The organism is Paenibacillus sp. Y660 (assembly GCF_057221575.1).
The window spans coordinates 232,489-248,417 of record NZ_JBXBBJ010000002.1 but is presented as its reverse complement, the minus strand read 5'-3'; the positions used below and the strand labels follow the sequence as shown (position 1 = coordinate 248,417).

Here is a 15,929-nt window from a genome sequence, read left to right as displayed (position 1 = left end):
ATTCAACAGCCAATAGGAGGAAAAGCTTTCCGGCGAGCATACTGGCGAATATGCTTAATCCGCGATTCGTTATCTAAGCACATCCCATTGCCGATTAGTATACTGGAAGAAGCACCGGTTGCAATCACTCGTATGAAGCCGACCGTAATATTGGGACAGCAATTGTTTCGGCTGAATTGAATGACCTGTCCGTTATCAAAATCAGGATCGTTAAGAACAGGCCGAGGTTGGTAGAACATATCATAAGATTCAAAGAAAACGTCGCCAGCCGTCGTATGGTCCTCTTGCCGCTGAACAGCAAGAGCCTTTAGACGGGCATTTGTTTCTGCTCGATCTCCGAACTGTGCAACACCTGCAATGGAGACGTCGATTAAACAAATCACACCTACTTTTGACGTTCGTATCGGGTATGTGTTTGTCATCTTATGCCTACGTTTCGTCAACAGAATCTGGCAGCGGTAAAGGAGCCATCGGCCCAACGATGACCGACTCAGGCGGCGTGTCGAACACGGAATATAAGGAAACGGTATCGGTATCGCCCACCTGCATCATGGATGCGCTGGATACGCCGAGAATTTCGATTTGACCAACATTCAAAACATGGTTTATTACGTTGAATTGAATCATTTAGGCCATTCCTCCTGATGATGGCGTGCCGCTCTGCAGCTGCCGCATATAAGCAAGCATCGCTGTTTCGGCATCCCTTCTTGTTTTTGCAAGTACGGTAGCTGCAACCGATGGATCATCGGTTGGAGAAAGCTGATTCGCAGTGCCTTTTTCAGCTTCATGCATATAATAATTAATTCGAGAAGGCACCTGCTTGCGGACATCCTCTATAATGATGCGTCTATGATAGGGGTCGAGTGGAATACATAGCTCATTCTCGTAAGCAAGCAGCCTTTGCGGAGCCTCGGCATCCAAATAACGATTCATATCGGCAAAAAGATCACTATACATACCGCTTGGAGGGGTGATAACGGGATCGGCAGAAGGAAAAGTTTGCGGCTTTGATACCGATATTTGTTCAATGCTGCCTGGAAAAGCATCATCACCCGTACCTGGAGCAGTCATGCCGATATTGAGCGTGCCGTCCAGCTTCTCTACCTTCAATTGATCAAAATGGTATTCAATGCTCTCTATATTGTAAGTAGGGCGTGCTTCAAGCTGCTTTACCTGCTCACACAAAGAGGCAACCTTCGCTTCAAGCGCTTCGAGCTGCTCTTGCTGCTCTTTGAGCTTATGTTGCACTTCAAGTGACCACATTTGCCAAGGGGATAGCGGATTAGGCTGCTGCATGAGACTGCTCCTCCTTCTTGTAATGAGTTCAATCATGACTTCCTGCTAGGCAGGATTCGGAAGCGGCACGAAGGAAATCGGATTATCGCCTCCTAGCTCTGGAGCGGGCTCCGTGAACCCGCCGGTATTATACATTTGTGACAAGGAGCGTATCGATCCGGCGCTACCGACCTGCAGGACGGAGCTGTTCGACACGCTGTCGACGCGCAGCAGGTGAATGGTGATTTGCTGATGGATTGTTAAGCTCATATCGCACTCACTTGATTATTCGAAGCATCCTGCACGTCCGGATCAAGAGTATTCGTAGCGCTGACGGCATTATTAGAGTTTGTTAAGCTGCCAGTTAGGAACGAGCCTGACCCTGCATATGTCTTGGAACTGCTGTTCGGCGACACTTCCAAAGTATCACCGAATTGAACGATGGAACCGGAACCGACGCTAATAATTTTGACAAAACCGACGACAGCTGGCATAAGCAGCCTCCTTCTTCGTAAGCATTTATAAATCAACTAGCTGAGCGTACAATATCTTATGCGGCATTCGCCTAGATGTTCCCAAAGAGAAAGTATCCCGAGCGAAGCTAGGCGCATATGATGGTAGAAGTGCTGGAAGGCGGGTGTTTGCTTGTGGCATCCAAATGGGATGATATGGAGAAATGGATGGAGAGGCAGCAGCTTCCTAAAGGGTTCGAGCTGCTTCGCGAGCCGGAATGGGTAGAGCAATATGTTCGCAAAATGATGACGAAAGCGCTGCCGGAAGCAGCAGGTGTATTAATTGGAGGAGGATCGGCAACCTTCTCTGAAACAAAGCAATTTGTTCAGGTGAAAATAAATTTGCCAGATGGTTTTGACAAAGAGCTGCTGAGATTGTTCGTGCGCGAGGACCGGCTGCGTTTAGATGGCTTGCCAGACGGCAAAAGCGAGACGATTAAGCTGCCGAAGCTGGTGAAGCCGCGCATATGCAAAACGCTTGTGAAGGATTCCGTGCTTCACGTCAAGCTGCAGAAGCGGCCAACCAATCGTACCTATCATGAGGCAATCGTGCGTTTTTAATAGATGGCGTTGAGGCAGGAAGGGCACACTTCGAAGTAAGGTGTGCTCTTTTTGTCACGAAATCGACAGGGTTTGCGGCTGGCTAATGGCTCGTCTATCCCTTATAATGTCTAGTGAACAAGTACATATTAGCAAAAAGGGAGTGTGTTCGGTGTCACTAGTCGATGTAAGCAGCGTGTCTGCTTCGTTATTCATACTCGGTATCGTTTTCATAATGCTCGTATTCGGATTGCTCAGCTTCGGAATTTTACGCATGTTTCAGCAGCGTTTTCGTACAGGCTGGTTCAGCTTCGGCGGGGCGGTACTCAGCTTCATCGTATTTATGTATATACTAAACAAGTGGTATCTATAGCATCTCTATAGCTGATCACGACCGGAGGTAATGGCTTGTTCTGGACAGTCATTTGGTTTATCGTCAACATGCTGTTTGTCGTTTCTATTATTACTTTTTTGTTTATGCATCGCTCGTATTCGGAAACGAAGCGGCAATCAAATGATGCTGCCCTCATCAAAAAGCTGAATGCTAGGCGCAAGCTGGTTGGCTTTCTTAGTATCGTACTGTTTCTCGCGATGTCGGCTAGCTTTATGATTAACATGCGTTTAAACGGTTAGGAGGCTCTCATTGACGAGAGCTTTTTTTTTCGTCATTATGGAGATAGACAATATAGAGTCCGGAGGTTCGACATATGCACACAATGGAAGACATTATAAGACGCATGTCTGGTCAAGGGTTGCGGATTACGGATCAAAGAAAGACGCTTGCCAAGCTGTTTTCGGAGACGCAGGGCTATTTGGCTCCGAAGGAAGTTTATGAATATATGGGAAGATCCTATACGGGGCTAAGCTTCGATACCGTTTACCGAAACCTTCGTGTTATGGAAGAGCTTGGCGTGCTGGAGCAGGTTATTTTCGAGGATGGCGGCAAGTTTAAGCTTCATTGCAAAGAAAATGATCATCATCACCATATGATTTGCTTGCAATGCGGCATGACCTACCCGATTACTTACTGCCCGATGGAGCAGACTAACGTTCCTGAGGATTTCCGTGTTGTGAAGCATAAATTCGAGGTGTTCGGCTACTGCAAGGAATGTGTTCAGGATGAGCCTGCCGTAAGCGAAGCCTAATGTCGAAACAACGAAAGATGCGACGGGTGACGCAGGCGCCGATTCATTTTTACCGCAAGTTCATTTCTCCGCTTACCCCGCCCTCATGCCGTTTTTATCCGACCTGCTCGATGTATGCGCTGGAGGCGATCGAGAAGCATGGGGCTGCCAAAGGCTCATGGATAGCGATGAAGCGTATCGCAAGATGCCATCCGTTTAACGCTGGAGGGTACGATCCTGTGCCGCCCGCAAAAAATGACAAGATAGATGCTCCTTGACAGAGAGGGTTCTATTTCGGTATATTTTGATTTATAAACCAATCAATTTTTTCCTAGTTAACTACATATGTCCGAGGAATGGATAAGTACAATAGAAGAACTTTCGCAGAGAGCCGGGATTTTGGGTGGAAGCCGGCAGGGGATACTATTGGAAAATGGTCCAGGAGGATTCGCTTTCGAGCTGCAGCATTTTAACAATGGCTGGGTAAGGGGGCGACGCGAAGCTGGCGTTAACGGCGATAGCCGCCATGAAGGCGGCACACGAAGCTTTCTCGAAATGCCTGGTCTAATGGCGATGTTCGAGATTGAAATTTGGGTGGTACCGCGTGAGTTCTAACTCTCGTCCCATGATGGACGGGAGTTTTTTGCGTTTTTTTAAGATAAAAAATCAAATAGGAGGATTCATATGACAAACAAAAATACGTTTTATATTACGACGCCGATTTATTATCCGAGTGATAAGCTTCATATCGGCCATGCTTATACGACGGTTGCGGGTGATGCAATGGCGCGTTATAAACGGCTTCGCGGCTTTGACGTCTGGTATTTGACTGGAACGGATGAGCACGGGCAGAAGATCGAGCGCAAAGCGAAGGAAAAGGATCAAAGTCCGCAGCAGTTCGTCGACGATATCGTCGTTGGCATTAAGGACCTATGGGCGAAGCTTGAAATTTCCAATGACGATTTCATTCGCACGACGGAAGAGCGCCACAAGCTGGTGGTCGAGAAAATATTCGCCAAGTTTTTGGAGCAGGACGATATTTACAAGAGCACCTATGAAGGCTGGTACTGTACGCCGTGCGAATCCTTTTTCCTTGAGCGCCAGCTAGTAGACGGCAATTGTCCGGACTGCGGCCGTCCGGTTGAGCTCGTAAAGGAGGAAAGCTATTTCTTCCGGATGAGCAAATATGCGGATCGCTTGCTTAAGTACTATGAGGACAACCCGGATTTCATTCAGCCGGAATCGCGCAAAAACGAAATGATCAACAACTTCATTAAGCCTGGCCTTGAGGATTTGGCTGTATCGCGCACGACGTTTGATTGGGGCGTTAAAGTGCCGGGAGATCCAAAGCATGTCGTTTATGTATGGATTGACGCATTGTCTAACTATATCTCAGCGCTTGACTACGGCAACGAGGGCAAGGATCAGAAGTTCCAAGATTTCTGGCCTGCAGACGTTCATTTGGTCGGCAAGGAAATCGTTCGTTTCCATACGATTTATTGGCCAATTATGTTGATGGCGCTTGAGCTGCCGCTGCCTAAGAAGGTGTTTGCGCACGGCTGGCTGCTGATGAAGGATGGCAAAATGTCGAAGTCGAAGGGCAATGTCGTTGATCCGGTTATGCTGATTGATCGTTACGGGTTGGACGCGCTGCGCTATTATTTATTGCGAGAGGTGCCATTCGGAGCCGACGGTACATTCACGCCGGAAAACTTCGTCGAGCGGATCAACTTTGACCTTGCCAATGACCTTGGCAACCTGCTTAATCGGACAATCGCAATGATTGACAAATACTTTGACGGCGTTGTACCAAATTACTCAGGTACGGTAACTGCTTTCGACGATTCCTTGCAGAAGCTTGCGAGTGAAACGATCGTACAGGTGGAGTCAGCACTCGAAACGATGGAGTTTTCCGTGGCGCTGGCGACGTTGTGGCAGCTTGTAAGCCGTACGAACAAATATATTGATGAAACCCAGCCTTGGGCGCTTGCCAAGGATGAGGCTAAGACCGGAGAGCTTGCATCGGTCATGTACCATTTGGCGGAATCGCTCCGCATCGTCTCGATCCTTCTTCAGCCGTTCTTAACGCATGCTCCCCGTGAAATGTGGAAGCAGCTTGGCCTTGAGCCAGGCGAGTTGACGGCATGGGAGAGCACGAAGCAATTCGGGTCGCTGCCAGGCGGAACGAAAGTAAGCAAAGGCTTGCCTTTGTTCCCACGTCTTGATACGGCTGAGGAAGCTGCCTTTATAGCAGCTGCAATGGGCGGCGGAACGCAAGCTGAGCCAGCAGCGGAACAACCTGCTGCAGCGGAAGCAAAGGCAGCAAGCGAAACGCCTCAGACGGCAGTAGAGTCGAAGGAAGAGATCGCGATTGATGACTTCGCGAAGGTAGAGCTTCGTGTCGCACAGGTTATAGCGGCAGAGCCTGTGAACAAAGCCGATAAGCTGCTTAAGCTGCAGCTGGATCTTGGTTACGAGCAGCGTCAGGTCGTTTCCGGCATCGCTAAGTTTTATACACCGGAGCAAATGGTTGGCCGCAAAGTCATTTGCGTAACGAACTTGAAGCCGGTTAAGCTGCGTGGGGAATGGTCGCAAGGCATGATACTCGCTGCTTCGCATGGCGATCAATTGACGCTGGCTGCTGTGCCAGACGGCATGCCAAACGGCGCGGTTGTCAAATAGACTAGTAAGTTTAGCTGAGTAAAAGAGGGTGCTCCAGAAGTCTGATGACTTCCGGGGCATCCTTCTTTTATAGCCTATGAATCTCATGCTTCTTCTCAGGCGAGAGCGAGTTGTCATATTTCGCTTTATTTTCGTCAATACAAGTAATCGATAGGCATCAGGTTGGAATATAAGCAAGCTTTTTACTTAGAAATATGGTTGACAGTCTATTTAAAGGCATCGTATAATACAAAACGTAATCATAACGATTAAGAAGAAGAGAGAGACAGAATGGAGAGAACACCAAATGAAAGATTCGAAATTGAAAACATCGATACGCTCTGTGGCGCTAAGCCTGCTTCTGACCACTATGCTGCTTGTGATGGCAGCTTGCGGCAATAACAACAATGCAAGTTCGCCAGCGGATTCGACGAATGATAGCTCGGCTGCAACAAATAAGGCTGGTGCAAGTCAGATCAGCGTCGTTACAAGCTTTTATCCTTTATATTTTCTAGCATCGGAAATCGGCCAAGAACATATTAAAGCAGTAAATCTAATCGCTGCCGGCGTAGAGCCGCATGACTGGACACCGAAGAGCCGTGATCTGAGCACCGCCTCGAAGGCACAGCTGTTCCTCTATCACGGCGCAGGCCTTGAGGGCTGGGTAGATGCTTTTCTGAAGGGCTTGTCCAAGGACAGCGCGGTTGCTACCAAAGAGATTAGCAAAGGCATAGCACTTATCGAGAGCTCCGAGGAAGAGCATGCAGATGAAGAAGCACATGAGCATGGCAGTGCTGATCCGCATACTTGGGTTAGCCCTAAATCAGCGCTTAAGCTAGCTGAAAATGTTAAAAATAGTTTGATCGAAGTCGACAGTGCAAACCAAGCAGACTACGAGAAAAACTATGAGGCTTTGCTTGCGAAGCTGGAAGCCATCGATGCAGACTACACGGCCAAGCTTGCACAAGTACCGAATAAAAACATCGTTACCTCCCACGAAGCATTTGGTTACTTAGCTCGTGATTATGGCTTGAAGCAAGTATCCATCATGGGTCTTAACCCGGATGCGGAGCCGCGCGCGCAGGATTTGCTGGACATCGCGAAGTTTGTTAAAGCAAACAAAGTCAAATATATTTTCTTCGAAGAGCTGGTGTCCGATCAGCTTGCACAGACGCTGGCGAGTGAAGCTGATGTCGAGACGATGGTGCTTAACCCGCTGGAGGGCTTGACGCCAGAGCAAGAAAAGGAAGACCAAACCTACTTAACACTGATGGAACGCAACTTGCAAAATCTTGTGCAAGCATTACAATAGAACAAAAGGCAATCCAACAGAGCTGCTGCAGCTCTGTATTGCTGTGAGGAGAGAAGAAGTTATGGCGCAACCGAATCGAATAACTATTGCCGACGCTAGCTGCCACCAAGAGGTTATCTCATTGGAGGACGTCTCCTTTTCCTTCCAGCAGCAGAATGTCATCTCGGATTTAAGCTTTGCTGTTAAGGAACGAGACTTCATTGGCTTAATTGGTACGAATGGCGCTGGAAAAACGACGCTGCTGCGAATGATTGTTGGCTTGCTAAAGCCTACAAGCGGCACGATCCGTTTATTTGGAGAACGAATAGACAAGTTTAAGCAATGGGAGCGTATCGGATACGTTCCGCAAAAAAACGCATTAAACCCGCTATTCCCGGCTACGGTGCGAGAGGTTGTTCTATCCGGGCTTTATGGGCGGAGCAAGCTGTTTAAGAAGATGAACAAGGCGGATTTCATTAAGTGCGAGGATGCTCTGCACGCGATGGGTATCGAGGACCTGAAGGATAAGCGAATCGGCCAGCTGTCGGGCGGTCAGCAGCAGCGTGTATTTCTAGCCAGAGCGCTGGTCAATAGTCCGTCATTGCTCATTTTGGATGAGCCAACAGTTGGGATTGATACGGAGACGCAGGAGAGCTTCTTCCATATGATCAAGCATATGCATCAGCATCATAATATTACGTTTCTAATGGTTTCCCACGACTTGGATATGATCAGGTCCTACCTTGGTCAAGAGCCGGCTGCAACGAACGGGAAGCTTAAGTTTCACATCAAGCATTCGCATGAAACGCAGGACTGCGTGGAAAATGACCTTGCACACAGCCTAAAAGGGCTGCGACAGCAAATGGAGAGCAGGAAAGAGGTTGTTTTGATTGGAGATCGTAACTAGCGAATTTTTTCAACGAGCCCTAATTGGCGGGTTGCTCATCGGCGTAACTGCCCCGCTAATGGGCTTATTTCTTGTGCTGCGCAGATTGTCCATGATTGGAGACACCTTATCTCATGTCTCTATAGCCGGCGTAGCGCTCGGATTTTTGATTGGCGTGTACCCCATCGCGGTGGGGCTGTTGTTCGCCATCGCAGCATCCTTTGCCATCGAGAAGCTTAGGAAAGCGTACAAAACTTATGCGGAGCTGTCTATCGCTATCATCATGTCCGGCGGGGTTGCCCTAGCCTCATTGTTTTTTACGATGGGAAAGGGTTTTAAAAATGTGGACAGTTATTTGTTCGGCAGCATTTACACCCTGAACAGCAACGATCTTTATGTAATCGGAGGAGTTACGCTTATCGTTCTCGCTGCGATTTGGCTGCAGGTCAAGGAGCTTTTTCTCATTACGTTTGACGAGGATGCGGCTGCAGTAAGCGGCTTGCCCGTGAAATTTTATAATGTTATGATTAGCGTGCTTACCGCACTTATTATTAGCGTTTCTATTAAAATTGTGGGAGCGCTGCTAGTATCCGCATTGCTTACGATACCTGCTGCATGCAGCTTGGTCATTGCAAGAAGCTTCCGGCAAAGCGTCATTACGGTCGTGGTCGTTGGCGAGCTGGCTGTGATCATCGGTCTGCTCATGGCAGGTGTATGGAATTTAGCGCCAGGCGGCACGATTGTACTTTTGCTTATTGCGGTATTGCTTTTGCTGCTCGTCTTCCGCCGCGGTGTCCGAGCAGGCAGTTGATTCGAATTGGGGTGATCAGGCATGTCTGATATTAACATTTGGCTGGCATTCGGTGCCGGCTTTGCATCGTTTATTTCGCCTTGCTGCTTGCCGCTATATCCCTCCTATTTATCATACATAACGGGAATATCGGTGGCGGATCTCAAGGGAAATGCGAATGCAAAACAAAAACGTATGCTCACGATGTCGCATACGCTGTTTTTTATCTTGGGCTTCTGTACCGTTTATTACGCTTTGGGCTACGGTACGAATGTGTTTGCCGAGTTTTTTAGTGAGTACAGGCAGCTGATTAGACAGATATCGGCTATTTTGATCATTTTGATGGGACTTTTTCTAATCGGATTATTCCAGCCGCAGCTGCTTATGAAGGACCGGAGAATGAACCTTATTCCGAAGAAAGCGAGCTATGTGAGCTCTTTTATTTTTGGGATCGGTTTTTCGGCAGGCTGGTCGCCATGCATGGGTCCTGCTCTGACAGCTATATTAGGATTAGCAGCAACGGAGCCTGGAACATGGTTTCGATTGACGACTGCCTACGCACTCGGCTTCGCGATTCCTTTTTTTGTCCTTGCCTTTTTCCTTGGGACGGCAAGATGGATATTGAAATACTCCGCAACCGTTATGAAGATCGGCGGAGCGGTAATGATATTGATGGGTATTTTGCTATTTACCGATCAAATGACCAAAATAACGATTTGGCTGAACGTCATTACGCCTGAATGGCTTGCTTTTTAAAAGCAGCGAATTTACGTAAAATATTCTATTTTCGCTTCTGGAAAATGCTCAAAGATGCGCTCCGATATATACATGCGGAGCGCATTTGCTTGTTCATCGGGGTATACATATTTCCCTTGTCCCCAGCGGCCCCATTTGTATTTACGCTTCTCGATATCCATTTCCAGCTTCGTACGCGGATAGCGCTTTTCGATTACTGCTTTGGCTGTCTTGGTAAAGCGATGCTGAATCAGTTCAAAGGTAAGATCCTTCGTTGCCTCTGGCGGGAGTGCTGCTGCAAGTGACGATATTAGCTCGCCATAGCCTTCCTCCCAGCCTTCATGCCAAATAATCGGGGCAATAATGAAGCCCATTGGATAACCCGCTCCAGCTACCTTAGCGGCGGCCTCAATCCGTTGTTCGAATTTTGACGTAGCAGGCTCAAAATGTTTAATGACATATTTATCATTGACGCTGAACCGTATGCGCGTATGGCCGTTGTGCTTTGCGTCTAGCAAGGAATCCACATGATGAAATTTGGTTACGAATCGAAGCCTGCCATACTCCTGAGCCCCCATAAATTCGATGAGCTCGCGCAGGCTTCCCGAGATGGGCTCAAGTCCAACGGGATCTGAGGTACAGGCCGCTTCAAAGCGAGTAATCTCCGGCTTCCTCTCGTCAATATAGCCCTGTGCAGCCTCAATAATATCGTCTATATTGACGTACACCCGAATGTAAGGCTTAGCGCCTAAAGTCGTCTGTAAATAACAATAATGACAATGAGCCATACAGCCTGTAGCAATGGGAATCGCATATTCGGCTGAAGGCTTGGAGGTGTCGAATTTCAACGTTTTGCGGATGCCTACGACTAGTGTGCGCTTGGCAATTTTGTACTGCTCGAGTTCCGTATCGCCAGGCAAATTCGTAATGCGGTTGTGAGAGGTCGTCATCCGGTATGGAATGCCCTCCTGCTTGACCCATTCGAATATTCGCTTGCCTTTTGGATAATCGAGCGCAGACGGTTCGAAATAAACGAGCTCAGGAACGAAGGAGAGGGTGGAGCGATCCGGTTTGGGTCGACCTGTAATAGCTGTGCTCATCTGTCATTCCTCCTGTAGATAAGTCGCAAACGAATAGGGTTATTGTGTGAAGGAGATGAGCGGCTCAAACTGGAAAGTTCATGCGTTTTTTGCGCTGCATAATTGGTTATCGAAATTCGAACAGGTTGCAGTGAGCATAATGAACAGTGTATGATACATAGAGTAACGCCTAAGAGACAAGGTGAAGAAGTATGGTTAGGGGGTTCTTCAGTGCCGACACCGAGCATGGAAGACTACTTGGAAAGAATTTATAAGCTGATTGATGAAAAAGGTTATGCGCGTGTTTCGGACATCGCGGAAGGACTAGAGGTGCATCCTTCATCGGTCACCAAAATGATTCAAAAGCTCGACAAAGATAATTATTTGATTTATGAAAAGTATCGTGGGCTTGTCCTGACCAATAAAGGCAAGAAAATGGGGAAAAGGCTAGTCGACCGGCATCAGCTGCTGGAATCGTTCCTTACCACAATCGGCGTGCAGGACGAAAATATTTATCAGGATGTTGAAGGAATCGAGCATCATTTAAGCTGGGATTCAATTACTTGCATTGAGACGCTGGTTGAATACTTCCGCCGCGACTCTCAAAGAATGGACGAGCTTCGCGCTGTTCGTGCGGAAATGGACAGCGAGTAATACATAAGGTGTAGGTTCAAACAAACAAAAAAGAAGGTCTGCAGCTTTGCCGCAGACCTTCTTTTTTGTTTGTTAATGATATTTTGGCAAATCGTCGTCATCCTTGCCGCCTTCGATAACGCGGAAGGGTACGGTTTTGGAGCGAGGCTTGTTGGTTTTCATCTTCGCAGCGGTAGCTCGGCTTTGCTTGACCTCAGTTCGGCCTCGCTGCGCGCTGTTTCCTCTTAAGAAGGCAGGCGGATATTTATAAAGCAGGAAAATACCGCCAAGCACCATGATCGGAATAATAAATGCTGCCGGGCTTTGAACAACACTATACACGAGGCCAATCGCCAGCAACACGAGTATAGTGATGGACCAAATATTCCATTTGCTCGGTACTCTGCTCATTGTAATACCGCCTTTCCTTGTTTGAATATCGTTTATTTCATTTGTTTATCAAGCTCTAGCATCCGTTTGAAGGAAGCGATGGATACGGCTACTTGCTCATCGCGCGGCTCCTTTGTCGTAAGCAATTGCAGCCACAATCCCGGGTAACCGAGGTAGCGGAGAAAAGGAATCTCACGCAAAGCATTTGTCCAGCGCAGCACCTCGTATGAAAGGCCAAGAACGAGCGGAAGCAGAAGAATACGGATGTAGACACGTTCCCAAATGGAATCCCATGTGAAGAACGGAAGCGAATAGACGACAACGCCTACGATAACCGTAAATACGATAAAGCTTGAGCCGCAGCGATAGTGAAGACGGCTGTACTTCTGTACATTGCTTATGCTGAGCTCCTCGCCGGCTTCATATGCGCTAATCACTTTATGCTCAGCACCGTGATATTGGAATAAACGCTTAATAAGCGGAGTCATGGAGATGAAATATAAATACGCTAGCAACAAAATAATTTTGATAAGACCCTCTAATAAATTATGACCGACCTTGTTCTCAAATACCCCTGAGAATAGCAATTCTTCAAGCGCAGCAGGTGCTGCCGTAAATATAAGCTTGCCGAAAATAAACGAAAGCACACCCGCTACGGCGACGCCTACCAGCATGCTGAGGCTCCAGCCTTGTTTTTTTTCATCCTTCGCCTTGACCGCTTGGTCAGCCGAAGCGGCATCTTTTTCCTCGCCGGCTTCATCCTCCGCATAGGTCTCCATTGAAAAATTCAAATGCTGCGAGCCTTTGGCGCTGGATTCCAAAATGCCGACTACGCCTCGAACGAGCGGAATTTTTTTTAAGGCTTGAATCCAGCTCTTGGATGTGCGGGGTACCTCATAAAATACGATTTCATCATTTTTGCGTCGGACAGCTGTTACGTTAACGTGTTTGCCAGCAAACATTACGCCTTCAATAACCGCTTGTCCGCCATATATGCTTCGGGAGTCTTGCGGCAAGTGCTTGTCACCTTCCTTGAGTGGAATATCGTCTTAGTTGTTCCGACGAATGAACCTATAACTATGTAAGTCTATTGTACTTTATCTATAAGCTAATTGCCAACGCCAGCATGTTGGAAACGGAATGCTTTAATGGAAGCTGGCGGTTATGGATCGGATTTATTTCGCATACTAAGCTTAGGCAAAGATCAATACCAGAATGGAGGCACTTCAATATGGGAAAAGGAAAACAGAAACAGAAACAGAAACAGAAAAACGAATATGTGAACCATCATACGAACCCATGGCTATTTTCGATCAAAATCGGTTTCTTTGCAGGTTTAATCTGGGGAATCATCCGCTGGATGTTCTATGAGATGAAATTTACGAGTATCCTTCCCGGCTTTGCGGCAGATCCTTTCTTCAAAAGCTCCTTTCTGAAAACAGCATGGGGTGAAGTTGTAGGAATTGCATCTTTCGTCCTTTTCTCAATAGCTGCAGCCTTAATTTATAAGGTTGTGCTCGGCCGCTTGCGTGGGCCGTGGCCTGGCATCTTGTATGGCGCAGCATGGTGGGCAATCCTCTTTGCAGCTGTCGGCCCTATGCTTGGCATCATGGAGAGCGTAAGGAAAGCTGGCTGGAATACGCTTTACACCGAGCTTTGCGTCTTTTTGCTATGGGGTGTATTTATCGGTTATTCGATCGCCTTTGAGTTTACAGACGAAGCTTCGCGGGAGCCTATAAACGCGCATTAACGAGTTCTACTTCTCAAGCGACGGACATTTGTGGTAAAATGGCTATTGATCTTTGAACCTATGATGGATTCGGTTGCTTGGGAGGTGCATTCATGCACAAAATCGTTGTTTTGAACGGACCGAACCTCAATATGCTCGGTATCCGCGAGCCTGGTGTGTACGGGACAGAAACGCTTGGTTTCATTGAGTCGCTCTTGAGGGATAAAGCCGAGGCGCTTGGCGTCTCCGTTGAGTTTTTCCAAACGAATCATGAGGGCGATATGATTGATCGCATACATAGTGCTTACGGAAAGGCAGACGGTATTCTCATAAACCCTGGCGCTTGGACGCATTACAGCTATGCGCTGCGCGATGCGCTCAGCACCGTGGGGCTGCCGATTGTCGAGGTGCATATGTCGAACATTCATAAGAGAGAATCGTTTCGACATGTATCCGTCGTCGCCGCGATCGCAGTCGGACAAATTGCCGGCTTCGGCTCTCAGAGCTACGAGCTTGGCTTAACTGCGCTGGCACTTCATTTGCAAAAATCGTAAACAGTTGTTAAAGAAAGGGTGAAGCGGTTATGCCAAACGCTAGAGTACAACGGTTGCGAAAGCTGATGGAAGAACATCGCTTTGAAGCGATTTTAATTGGGAGCGAGCATAATCGACGCTACATAAGCGGCTTCACTGGCTCGTCAGGCATGGTGTTGATTACACAAAACGACAGCTACTTGCTTACTGACTTCCGCTATCGTACACAAGCGCCTCAGCAAGCGGTCGGCTTTCAAATTATCGAGCACGGGCCAAGCCCGCTTGAGAATGTGCACGAGCTGCTGAAGCAAGAAAAGCTGACTAAGCTTGCTTTTGAGCAGGACCATGTTGTATACAGTGAATTCACAGCTTGGTCGAAAACGCTCGGCGGCATTACGCTTGAGCCTGCTTCGGGCTTGGTAGAAAAGCTCCGTATCATTAAAGACGAGGCTGAGCTGCAAATTATGCAAGAGGCCGCTGACCTTGCGGACAGCACCTTCAACCATATTTTGAAGATCATTCGCCCAGGCGTTCGTGAGACCGATATCGCGCTTGAAATGGAAGTGTATATGCGCAGTCATGGCGCGACATCCTCTTCCTTCGACACCATCGTTGCGTCGGGTGAGCGTTCCGCATTGCCTCATGGTGTTGCTAGCGACCGGATTATCGGCGACAACGAATTCGTAAAGCTTGATTTTGGCGCCTACTATAATGGCTATTGCTCCGATTTGACGAGAACAGTCGTAGTTGGAACGCCGACAGCCAAGCATTTGGAAATTTACAATATCGTTCTTGAAGCACAGTTGCATGCGCTTGCGCATATCAAGCCGGGCATGACCGGCCGCGAGGCTGATGCATTGTGCCGCGATATGATTACGAAGTACGGATATGGCGATCTGTTTGGACATGGCACTGGACATGGCCTTGGCATGGAGATCCACGAAGCGCCTAGATTGTCCAAATTAAGCGACTCGATTTTAACCCCCGGCATGACGGTCACGGTTGAACCCGGCATTTACGTACCAGGCTTTGGCGGCGTACGCATTGAGGATGATATCGTTATTACGGAAACCGGTATTAAAATATTAACCTCATCCCCGAAGGAACTAATTACTTTGGGGTAAGGACTATTCATTCAGGAGGGAATCAGCAATGATTTCAGTAAACGATTTTAAAACAGGCTTGACCGTGCAAGTTGACACAGATATTTTCACCGTTCTTGACTTTCAACACGTTAAGCCGGGCAAAGGCGCTGCATTTGTTCGCTCTAAGCTGAAAAATCTTCGCAACGGCAACGTTGTTGAGAAAACGTTCCGTGCGGGCGAGAGCATCGGCCGTGCCATTATCGAGAACCGTGAAGTGCAATACCTTTACAACTCCGGCTCGGAGTACACGTTCATGGATAACGAAACGTTTGACCAATTCAACTTGGACAAGAAGCAGCTTGAGTGGGAGCTTAATTTCTTGAAAGAGAACATGAACGTCAACATTTCGAGCTACCAAGGTGAAATTCTTGGTATTCAAATGCAAAACAGCGTTGATCTGAAAGTTATTGAAACAGAGCCAGGCGTTAAGGGCAACACGGCGCAAGGCGCAACAAAAACAGCTAAGGTTGAAACGGGCCTTAACGTTCAAGTTCCACTGTTCATTAACGAAGGCGACGTATTGCTGATCGATACTCGTGAAGGCAAATACATCTCGCGCGCTTAGCAAGCAGCTGATTCAACCGTCCGATTCATTCGGGCGGTTTT

General features: G+C 47.8%; 24 protein-coding genes. 16 read left to right on the top strand and 8 right to left on the bottom strand.

Going from position 1 to position 15,929, the window contains the following annotated elements; translation table 11 throughout:
• Nucleotides 1-2: 2 nt before the first annotated feature.
• From AC2TDN_RS04150 to AC2TDN_RS04130, 5 genes are read right to left on the bottom strand one after another with little or no spacing between them, the layout of a single operon-like run.
• Nucleotides 3-422, bottom strand: coding sequence for a spore germination protein GerPE (locus AC2TDN_RS04150; RefSeq protein ID WP_484687090.1), 420 nt, complete (start codon nt 420-422; stop codon nt 3-5).
• Nucleotides 423-429: 7 nt separating this feature from the next.
• Nucleotides 430-627: a spore gernimation protein GerPD gene (locus AC2TDN_RS04145; protein WP_484687089.1), complete on the bottom strand. Its 198-nt coding sequence runs from the start codon at nt 625-627 to the stop codon at nt 430-432.
• Nucleotides 628-1,296 (bottom strand): spore germination protein GerPC, encoded by a 669-nt coding sequence (gerPC, locus tag AC2TDN_RS04140; RefSeq protein WP_484687088.1) that lies wholly within the window; start codon nt 1,294-1,296, stop codon nt 628-630.
• Between the two features lie 45 nt (nt 1,297-1,341).
• Entirely contained in the window at nt 1,342-1,545 is a 204-nt protein-coding gene (locus tag AC2TDN_RS04135) for a spore germination protein GerPB (RefSeq protein ID WP_482067025.1), read from the bottom strand.
• A complete protein-coding gene (locus AC2TDN_RS04130; protein WP_482067026.1) occupies nt 1,542-1,769 on the bottom strand; it encodes a spore germination protein in 228 nt (75 codons plus the stop codon). The genes AC2TDN_RS04135 and AC2TDN_RS04130 overlap by 4 nt, the downstream gene beginning before the upstream one ends.
• Before the next feature lie 153 nt (nt 1,770-1,922).
• Here AC2TDN_RS04130 and AC2TDN_RS04125 point away from each other — a divergent pair, with 153 nt between their 5' ends.
• The 11 genes from AC2TDN_RS04125 to AC2TDN_RS04075 all read left to right on the top strand — a co-directional run bounded on the left by AC2TDN_RS04125 (nt 1,923) and on the right by AC2TDN_RS04075 (nt 9,835).
• The gene (locus tag AC2TDN_RS04125; RefSeq protein ID WP_482067027.1) at nt 1,923-2,348 is read left to right on the top strand and encodes an Hsp20/alpha crystallin family protein; all 426 of its coding nucleotides are present in this window, start codon (nt 1,923-1,925) and stop codon (nt 2,346-2,348) included.
• Nucleotides 2,349-2,499: 151 nt separating this feature from the next.
• On the top strand, nt 2,500-2,700 hold the full coding sequence (locus AC2TDN_RS04120; protein ID WP_484687087.1) for a hypothetical protein: 201 nt from the start codon (nt 2,500-2,502) through the stop codon (nt 2,698-2,700).
• A gap of 35 nt (nt 2,701-2,735) precedes the next feature.
• Nucleotides 2,736-2,960 carry a hypothetical protein gene (locus AC2TDN_RS04115; protein ID WP_482067029.1) on the top strand — a complete coding sequence of 75 codons (225 nt, stop codon included), beginning with the start codon at nt 2,736-2,738 and terminating at the stop codon, nt 2,958-2,960.
• Between the two features lie 74 nt (nt 2,961-3,034).
• A complete protein-coding gene (locus AC2TDN_RS04110; RefSeq protein WP_482067030.1) occupies nt 3,035-3,472 on the top strand; it encodes a Fur family transcriptional regulator in 438 nt (145 codons plus the stop codon).
• Nucleotides 3,472-3,729 carry a membrane protein insertion efficiency factor YidD gene (gene yidD, locus AC2TDN_RS04105; protein ID WP_484687086.1) on the top strand — a complete coding sequence of 86 codons (258 nt, stop codon included), beginning with the start codon at nt 3,472-3,474 and terminating at the stop codon, nt 3,727-3,729. Before AC2TDN_RS04110 ends, yidD begins: the two co-directional genes overlap by 1 nt.
• Nucleotides 3,730-3,877: 148 nt before the next feature.
• Complete coding sequence (locus AC2TDN_RS04100; RefSeq protein ID WP_482067032.1) at nt 3,878-4,066, top strand: hypothetical protein; 189 nt, start codon at nt 3,878-3,880, stop codon at nt 4,064-4,066.
• Between the two features lie 69 nt (nt 4,067-4,135).
• Nucleotides 4,136-6,133, top strand: a complete 1,998-nt coding sequence (metG, locus tag AC2TDN_RS04095; RefSeq protein WP_484687085.1) for a methionine--tRNA ligase — start codon at nt 4,136-4,138, stop codon at nt 6,131-6,133.
• Nucleotides 6,134-6,419: 286 nt separating this feature from the next.
• A complete protein-coding gene (locus AC2TDN_RS04090; RefSeq protein WP_484687084.1) occupies nt 6,420-7,424 on the top strand; it encodes a metal ABC transporter solute-binding protein, Zn/Mn family in 1,005 nt (334 codons plus the stop codon).
• Nucleotides 7,425-7,485: 61 nt separating this feature from the next.
• A complete protein-coding gene (locus AC2TDN_RS04085; protein ID WP_482067035.1) occupies nt 7,486-8,310 on the top strand; it encodes a metal ABC transporter ATP-binding protein in 825 nt (274 codons plus the stop codon).
• Nucleotides 8,294-9,100, top strand: a complete 807-nt coding sequence (locus AC2TDN_RS04080) for a metal ABC transporter permease (protein ID WP_484687083.1) — start codon at nt 8,294-8,296, stop codon at nt 9,098-9,100. The genes AC2TDN_RS04085 and AC2TDN_RS04080 overlap by 17 nt, the downstream gene beginning before the upstream one ends.
• A gap of 21 nt (nt 9,101-9,121) precedes the next feature.
• Nucleotides 9,122-9,835, top strand: coding sequence for a cytochrome c biogenesis CcdA family protein (locus AC2TDN_RS04075; RefSeq protein WP_484687082.1), 714 nt, complete (start codon nt 9,122-9,124; stop codon nt 9,833-9,835).
• Between the two features lie 11 nt (nt 9,836-9,846).
• On the opposite strand, the gene splB is transcribed toward AC2TDN_RS04075, so the two are convergent.
• Nucleotides 9,847-10,914 carry a spore photoproduct lyase gene (gene splB / locus AC2TDN_RS04070; protein WP_482067038.1) on the bottom strand — a complete coding sequence of 356 codons (1,068 nt, stop codon included), beginning with the start codon at nt 10,912-10,914 and terminating at the stop codon, nt 9,847-9,849.
• A gap of 210 nt (nt 10,915-11,124) precedes the next feature.
• Here splB and mntR point away from each other — a divergent pair, with 210 nt between their 5' ends.
• Complete coding sequence (gene mntR, locus AC2TDN_RS04065; RefSeq protein WP_053376766.1) at nt 11,125-11,547, top strand: transcriptional regulator MntR; 423 nt, start codon at nt 11,125-11,127, stop codon at nt 11,545-11,547.
• Nucleotides 11,548-11,619: 72 nt separating this feature from the next.
• On the opposite strand, the gene AC2TDN_RS04060 is transcribed toward mntR, so the two are convergent.
• Both AC2TDN_RS04060 and AC2TDN_RS04055 read right to left on the bottom strand, forming a co-directional pair.
• Entirely contained in the window at nt 11,620-11,937 is a 318-nt protein-coding gene (locus AC2TDN_RS04060; protein WP_484687081.1) for a hypothetical protein, read from the bottom strand.
• Nucleotides 11,938-11,969: 32 nt separating this feature from the next.
• Nucleotides 11,970-12,932, bottom strand: a complete 963-nt coding sequence (locus tag AC2TDN_RS04055) for a DUF1385 domain-containing protein (RefSeq protein ID WP_482067040.1) — start codon at nt 12,930-12,932, stop codon at nt 11,970-11,972.
• Nucleotides 12,933-13,147: 215 nt separating this feature from the next.
• On the opposite strand from AC2TDN_RS04055, the gene AC2TDN_RS04050 reads away from it, so the two are divergent.
• The 4 genes from AC2TDN_RS04050 (at nt 13,148) to efp (ending at nt 15,888) form a co-directional block, all read left to right on the top strand.
• Entirely contained in the window at nt 13,148-13,666 is a 519-nt protein-coding gene (locus tag AC2TDN_RS04050; protein ID WP_484687080.1) for a YqhR family membrane protein, read from the top strand.
• 92 nt (nt 13,667-13,758) lie between these two features.
• On the top strand, nt 13,759-14,199 hold the full coding sequence (gene aroQ / locus AC2TDN_RS04045; protein ID WP_482067042.1) for a type II 3-dehydroquinate dehydratase: 441 nt from the start codon (nt 13,759-13,761) through the stop codon (nt 14,197-14,199).
• 29 nt (nt 14,200-14,228) lie between these two features.
• Nucleotides 14,229-15,302, top strand: a complete 1,074-nt coding sequence (locus AC2TDN_RS04040; RefSeq protein ID WP_482067043.1) for a M24 family metallopeptidase — start codon at nt 14,229-14,231, stop codon at nt 15,300-15,302.
• A 28-nt stretch (nt 15,303-15,330) separates the two neighbouring features.
• Nucleotides 15,331-15,888: an elongation factor P gene (gene efp, locus AC2TDN_RS04035; protein WP_441942164.1), complete on the top strand. Its 558-nt coding sequence runs from the start codon at nt 15,331-15,333 to the stop codon at nt 15,886-15,888.
• The last annotated feature ends 41 nt before the right edge of the window (nt 15,889-15,929 follow it).

Excerpts from the sequence above, each read along its gene's own strand:
- AC2TDN_RS04150 (WP_484687090.1), bottom strand. The coding sequence starts at position 422 with ATGACAAACACATACCCGATACGAACGTCAAAAGTAGGTGTGATTTGT.
- AC2TDN_RS04145 (WP_484687089.1), bottom strand. The coding sequence starts at position 627 with ATGATTCAATTCAACGTAATAAACCATGTTTTGAATGTTGGTCAAATC.
- gerPC (WP_484687088.1), bottom strand. The coding sequence starts at position 1,296 with ATGCAGCAGCCTAATCCGCTATCCCCTTGGCAAATGTGGTCACTTGAA.
- AC2TDN_RS04135 (WP_482067025.1), bottom strand. The coding sequence starts at position 1,545 with ATGAGCTTAACAATCCATCAGCAAATCACCATTCACCTGCTGCGCGTC.
- AC2TDN_RS04130 (WP_482067026.1), bottom strand. The coding sequence starts at position 1,769 with ATGCCAGCTGTCGTCGGTTTTGTCAAAATTATTAGCGTCGGTTCCGGT.
- AC2TDN_RS04110 (WP_482067030.1), top strand. The coding sequence starts at position 3,035 with ATGCACACAATGGAAGACATTATAAGACGCATGTCTGGTCAAGGGTTG.
- yidD (WP_484687086.1), top strand. The coding sequence starts at position 3,472 with ATGTCGAAACAACGAAAGATGCGACGGGTGACGCAGGCGCCGATTCAT.
- metG (WP_484687085.1), top strand. The coding sequence starts at position 4,136 with ATGACAAACAAAAATACGTTTTATATTACGACGCCGATTTATTATCCG.
- AC2TDN_RS04090 (WP_484687084.1), top strand. The coding sequence starts at position 6,420 with ATGAAAGATTCGAAATTGAAAACATCGATACGCTCTGTGGCGCTAAGC.
- AC2TDN_RS04085 (WP_482067035.1), top strand. The coding sequence starts at position 7,486 with ATGGCGCAACCGAATCGAATAACTATTGCCGACGCTAGCTGCCACCAA.
- AC2TDN_RS04075 (WP_484687082.1), top strand. The coding sequence starts at position 9,122 with ATGTCTGATATTAACATTTGGCTGGCATTCGGTGCCGGCTTTGCATCG.
- splB (WP_482067038.1), bottom strand. The coding sequence starts at position 10,914 with ATGAGCACAGCTATTACAGGTCGACCCAAACCGGATCGCTCCACCCTC.
- AC2TDN_RS04060 (WP_484687081.1), bottom strand. The coding sequence starts at position 11,937 with ATGAGCAGAGTACCGAGCAAATGGAATATTTGGTCCATCACTATACTC.
- AC2TDN_RS04050 (WP_484687080.1), top strand. The coding sequence starts at position 13,148 with ATGGGAAAAGGAAAACAGAAACAGAAACAGAAACAGAAAAACGAATAT.
- aroQ (WP_482067042.1), top strand. The coding sequence starts at position 13,759 with ATGCACAAAATCGTTGTTTTGAACGGACCGAACCTCAATATGCTCGGT.
- AC2TDN_RS04040 (WP_482067043.1), top strand. The coding sequence starts at position 14,229 with ATGCCAAACGCTAGAGTACAACGGTTGCGAAAGCTGATGGAAGAACAT.
- efp (WP_441942164.1), top strand. The coding sequence starts at position 15,331 with ATGATTTCAGTAAACGATTTTAAAACAGGCTTGACCGTGCAAGTTGAC.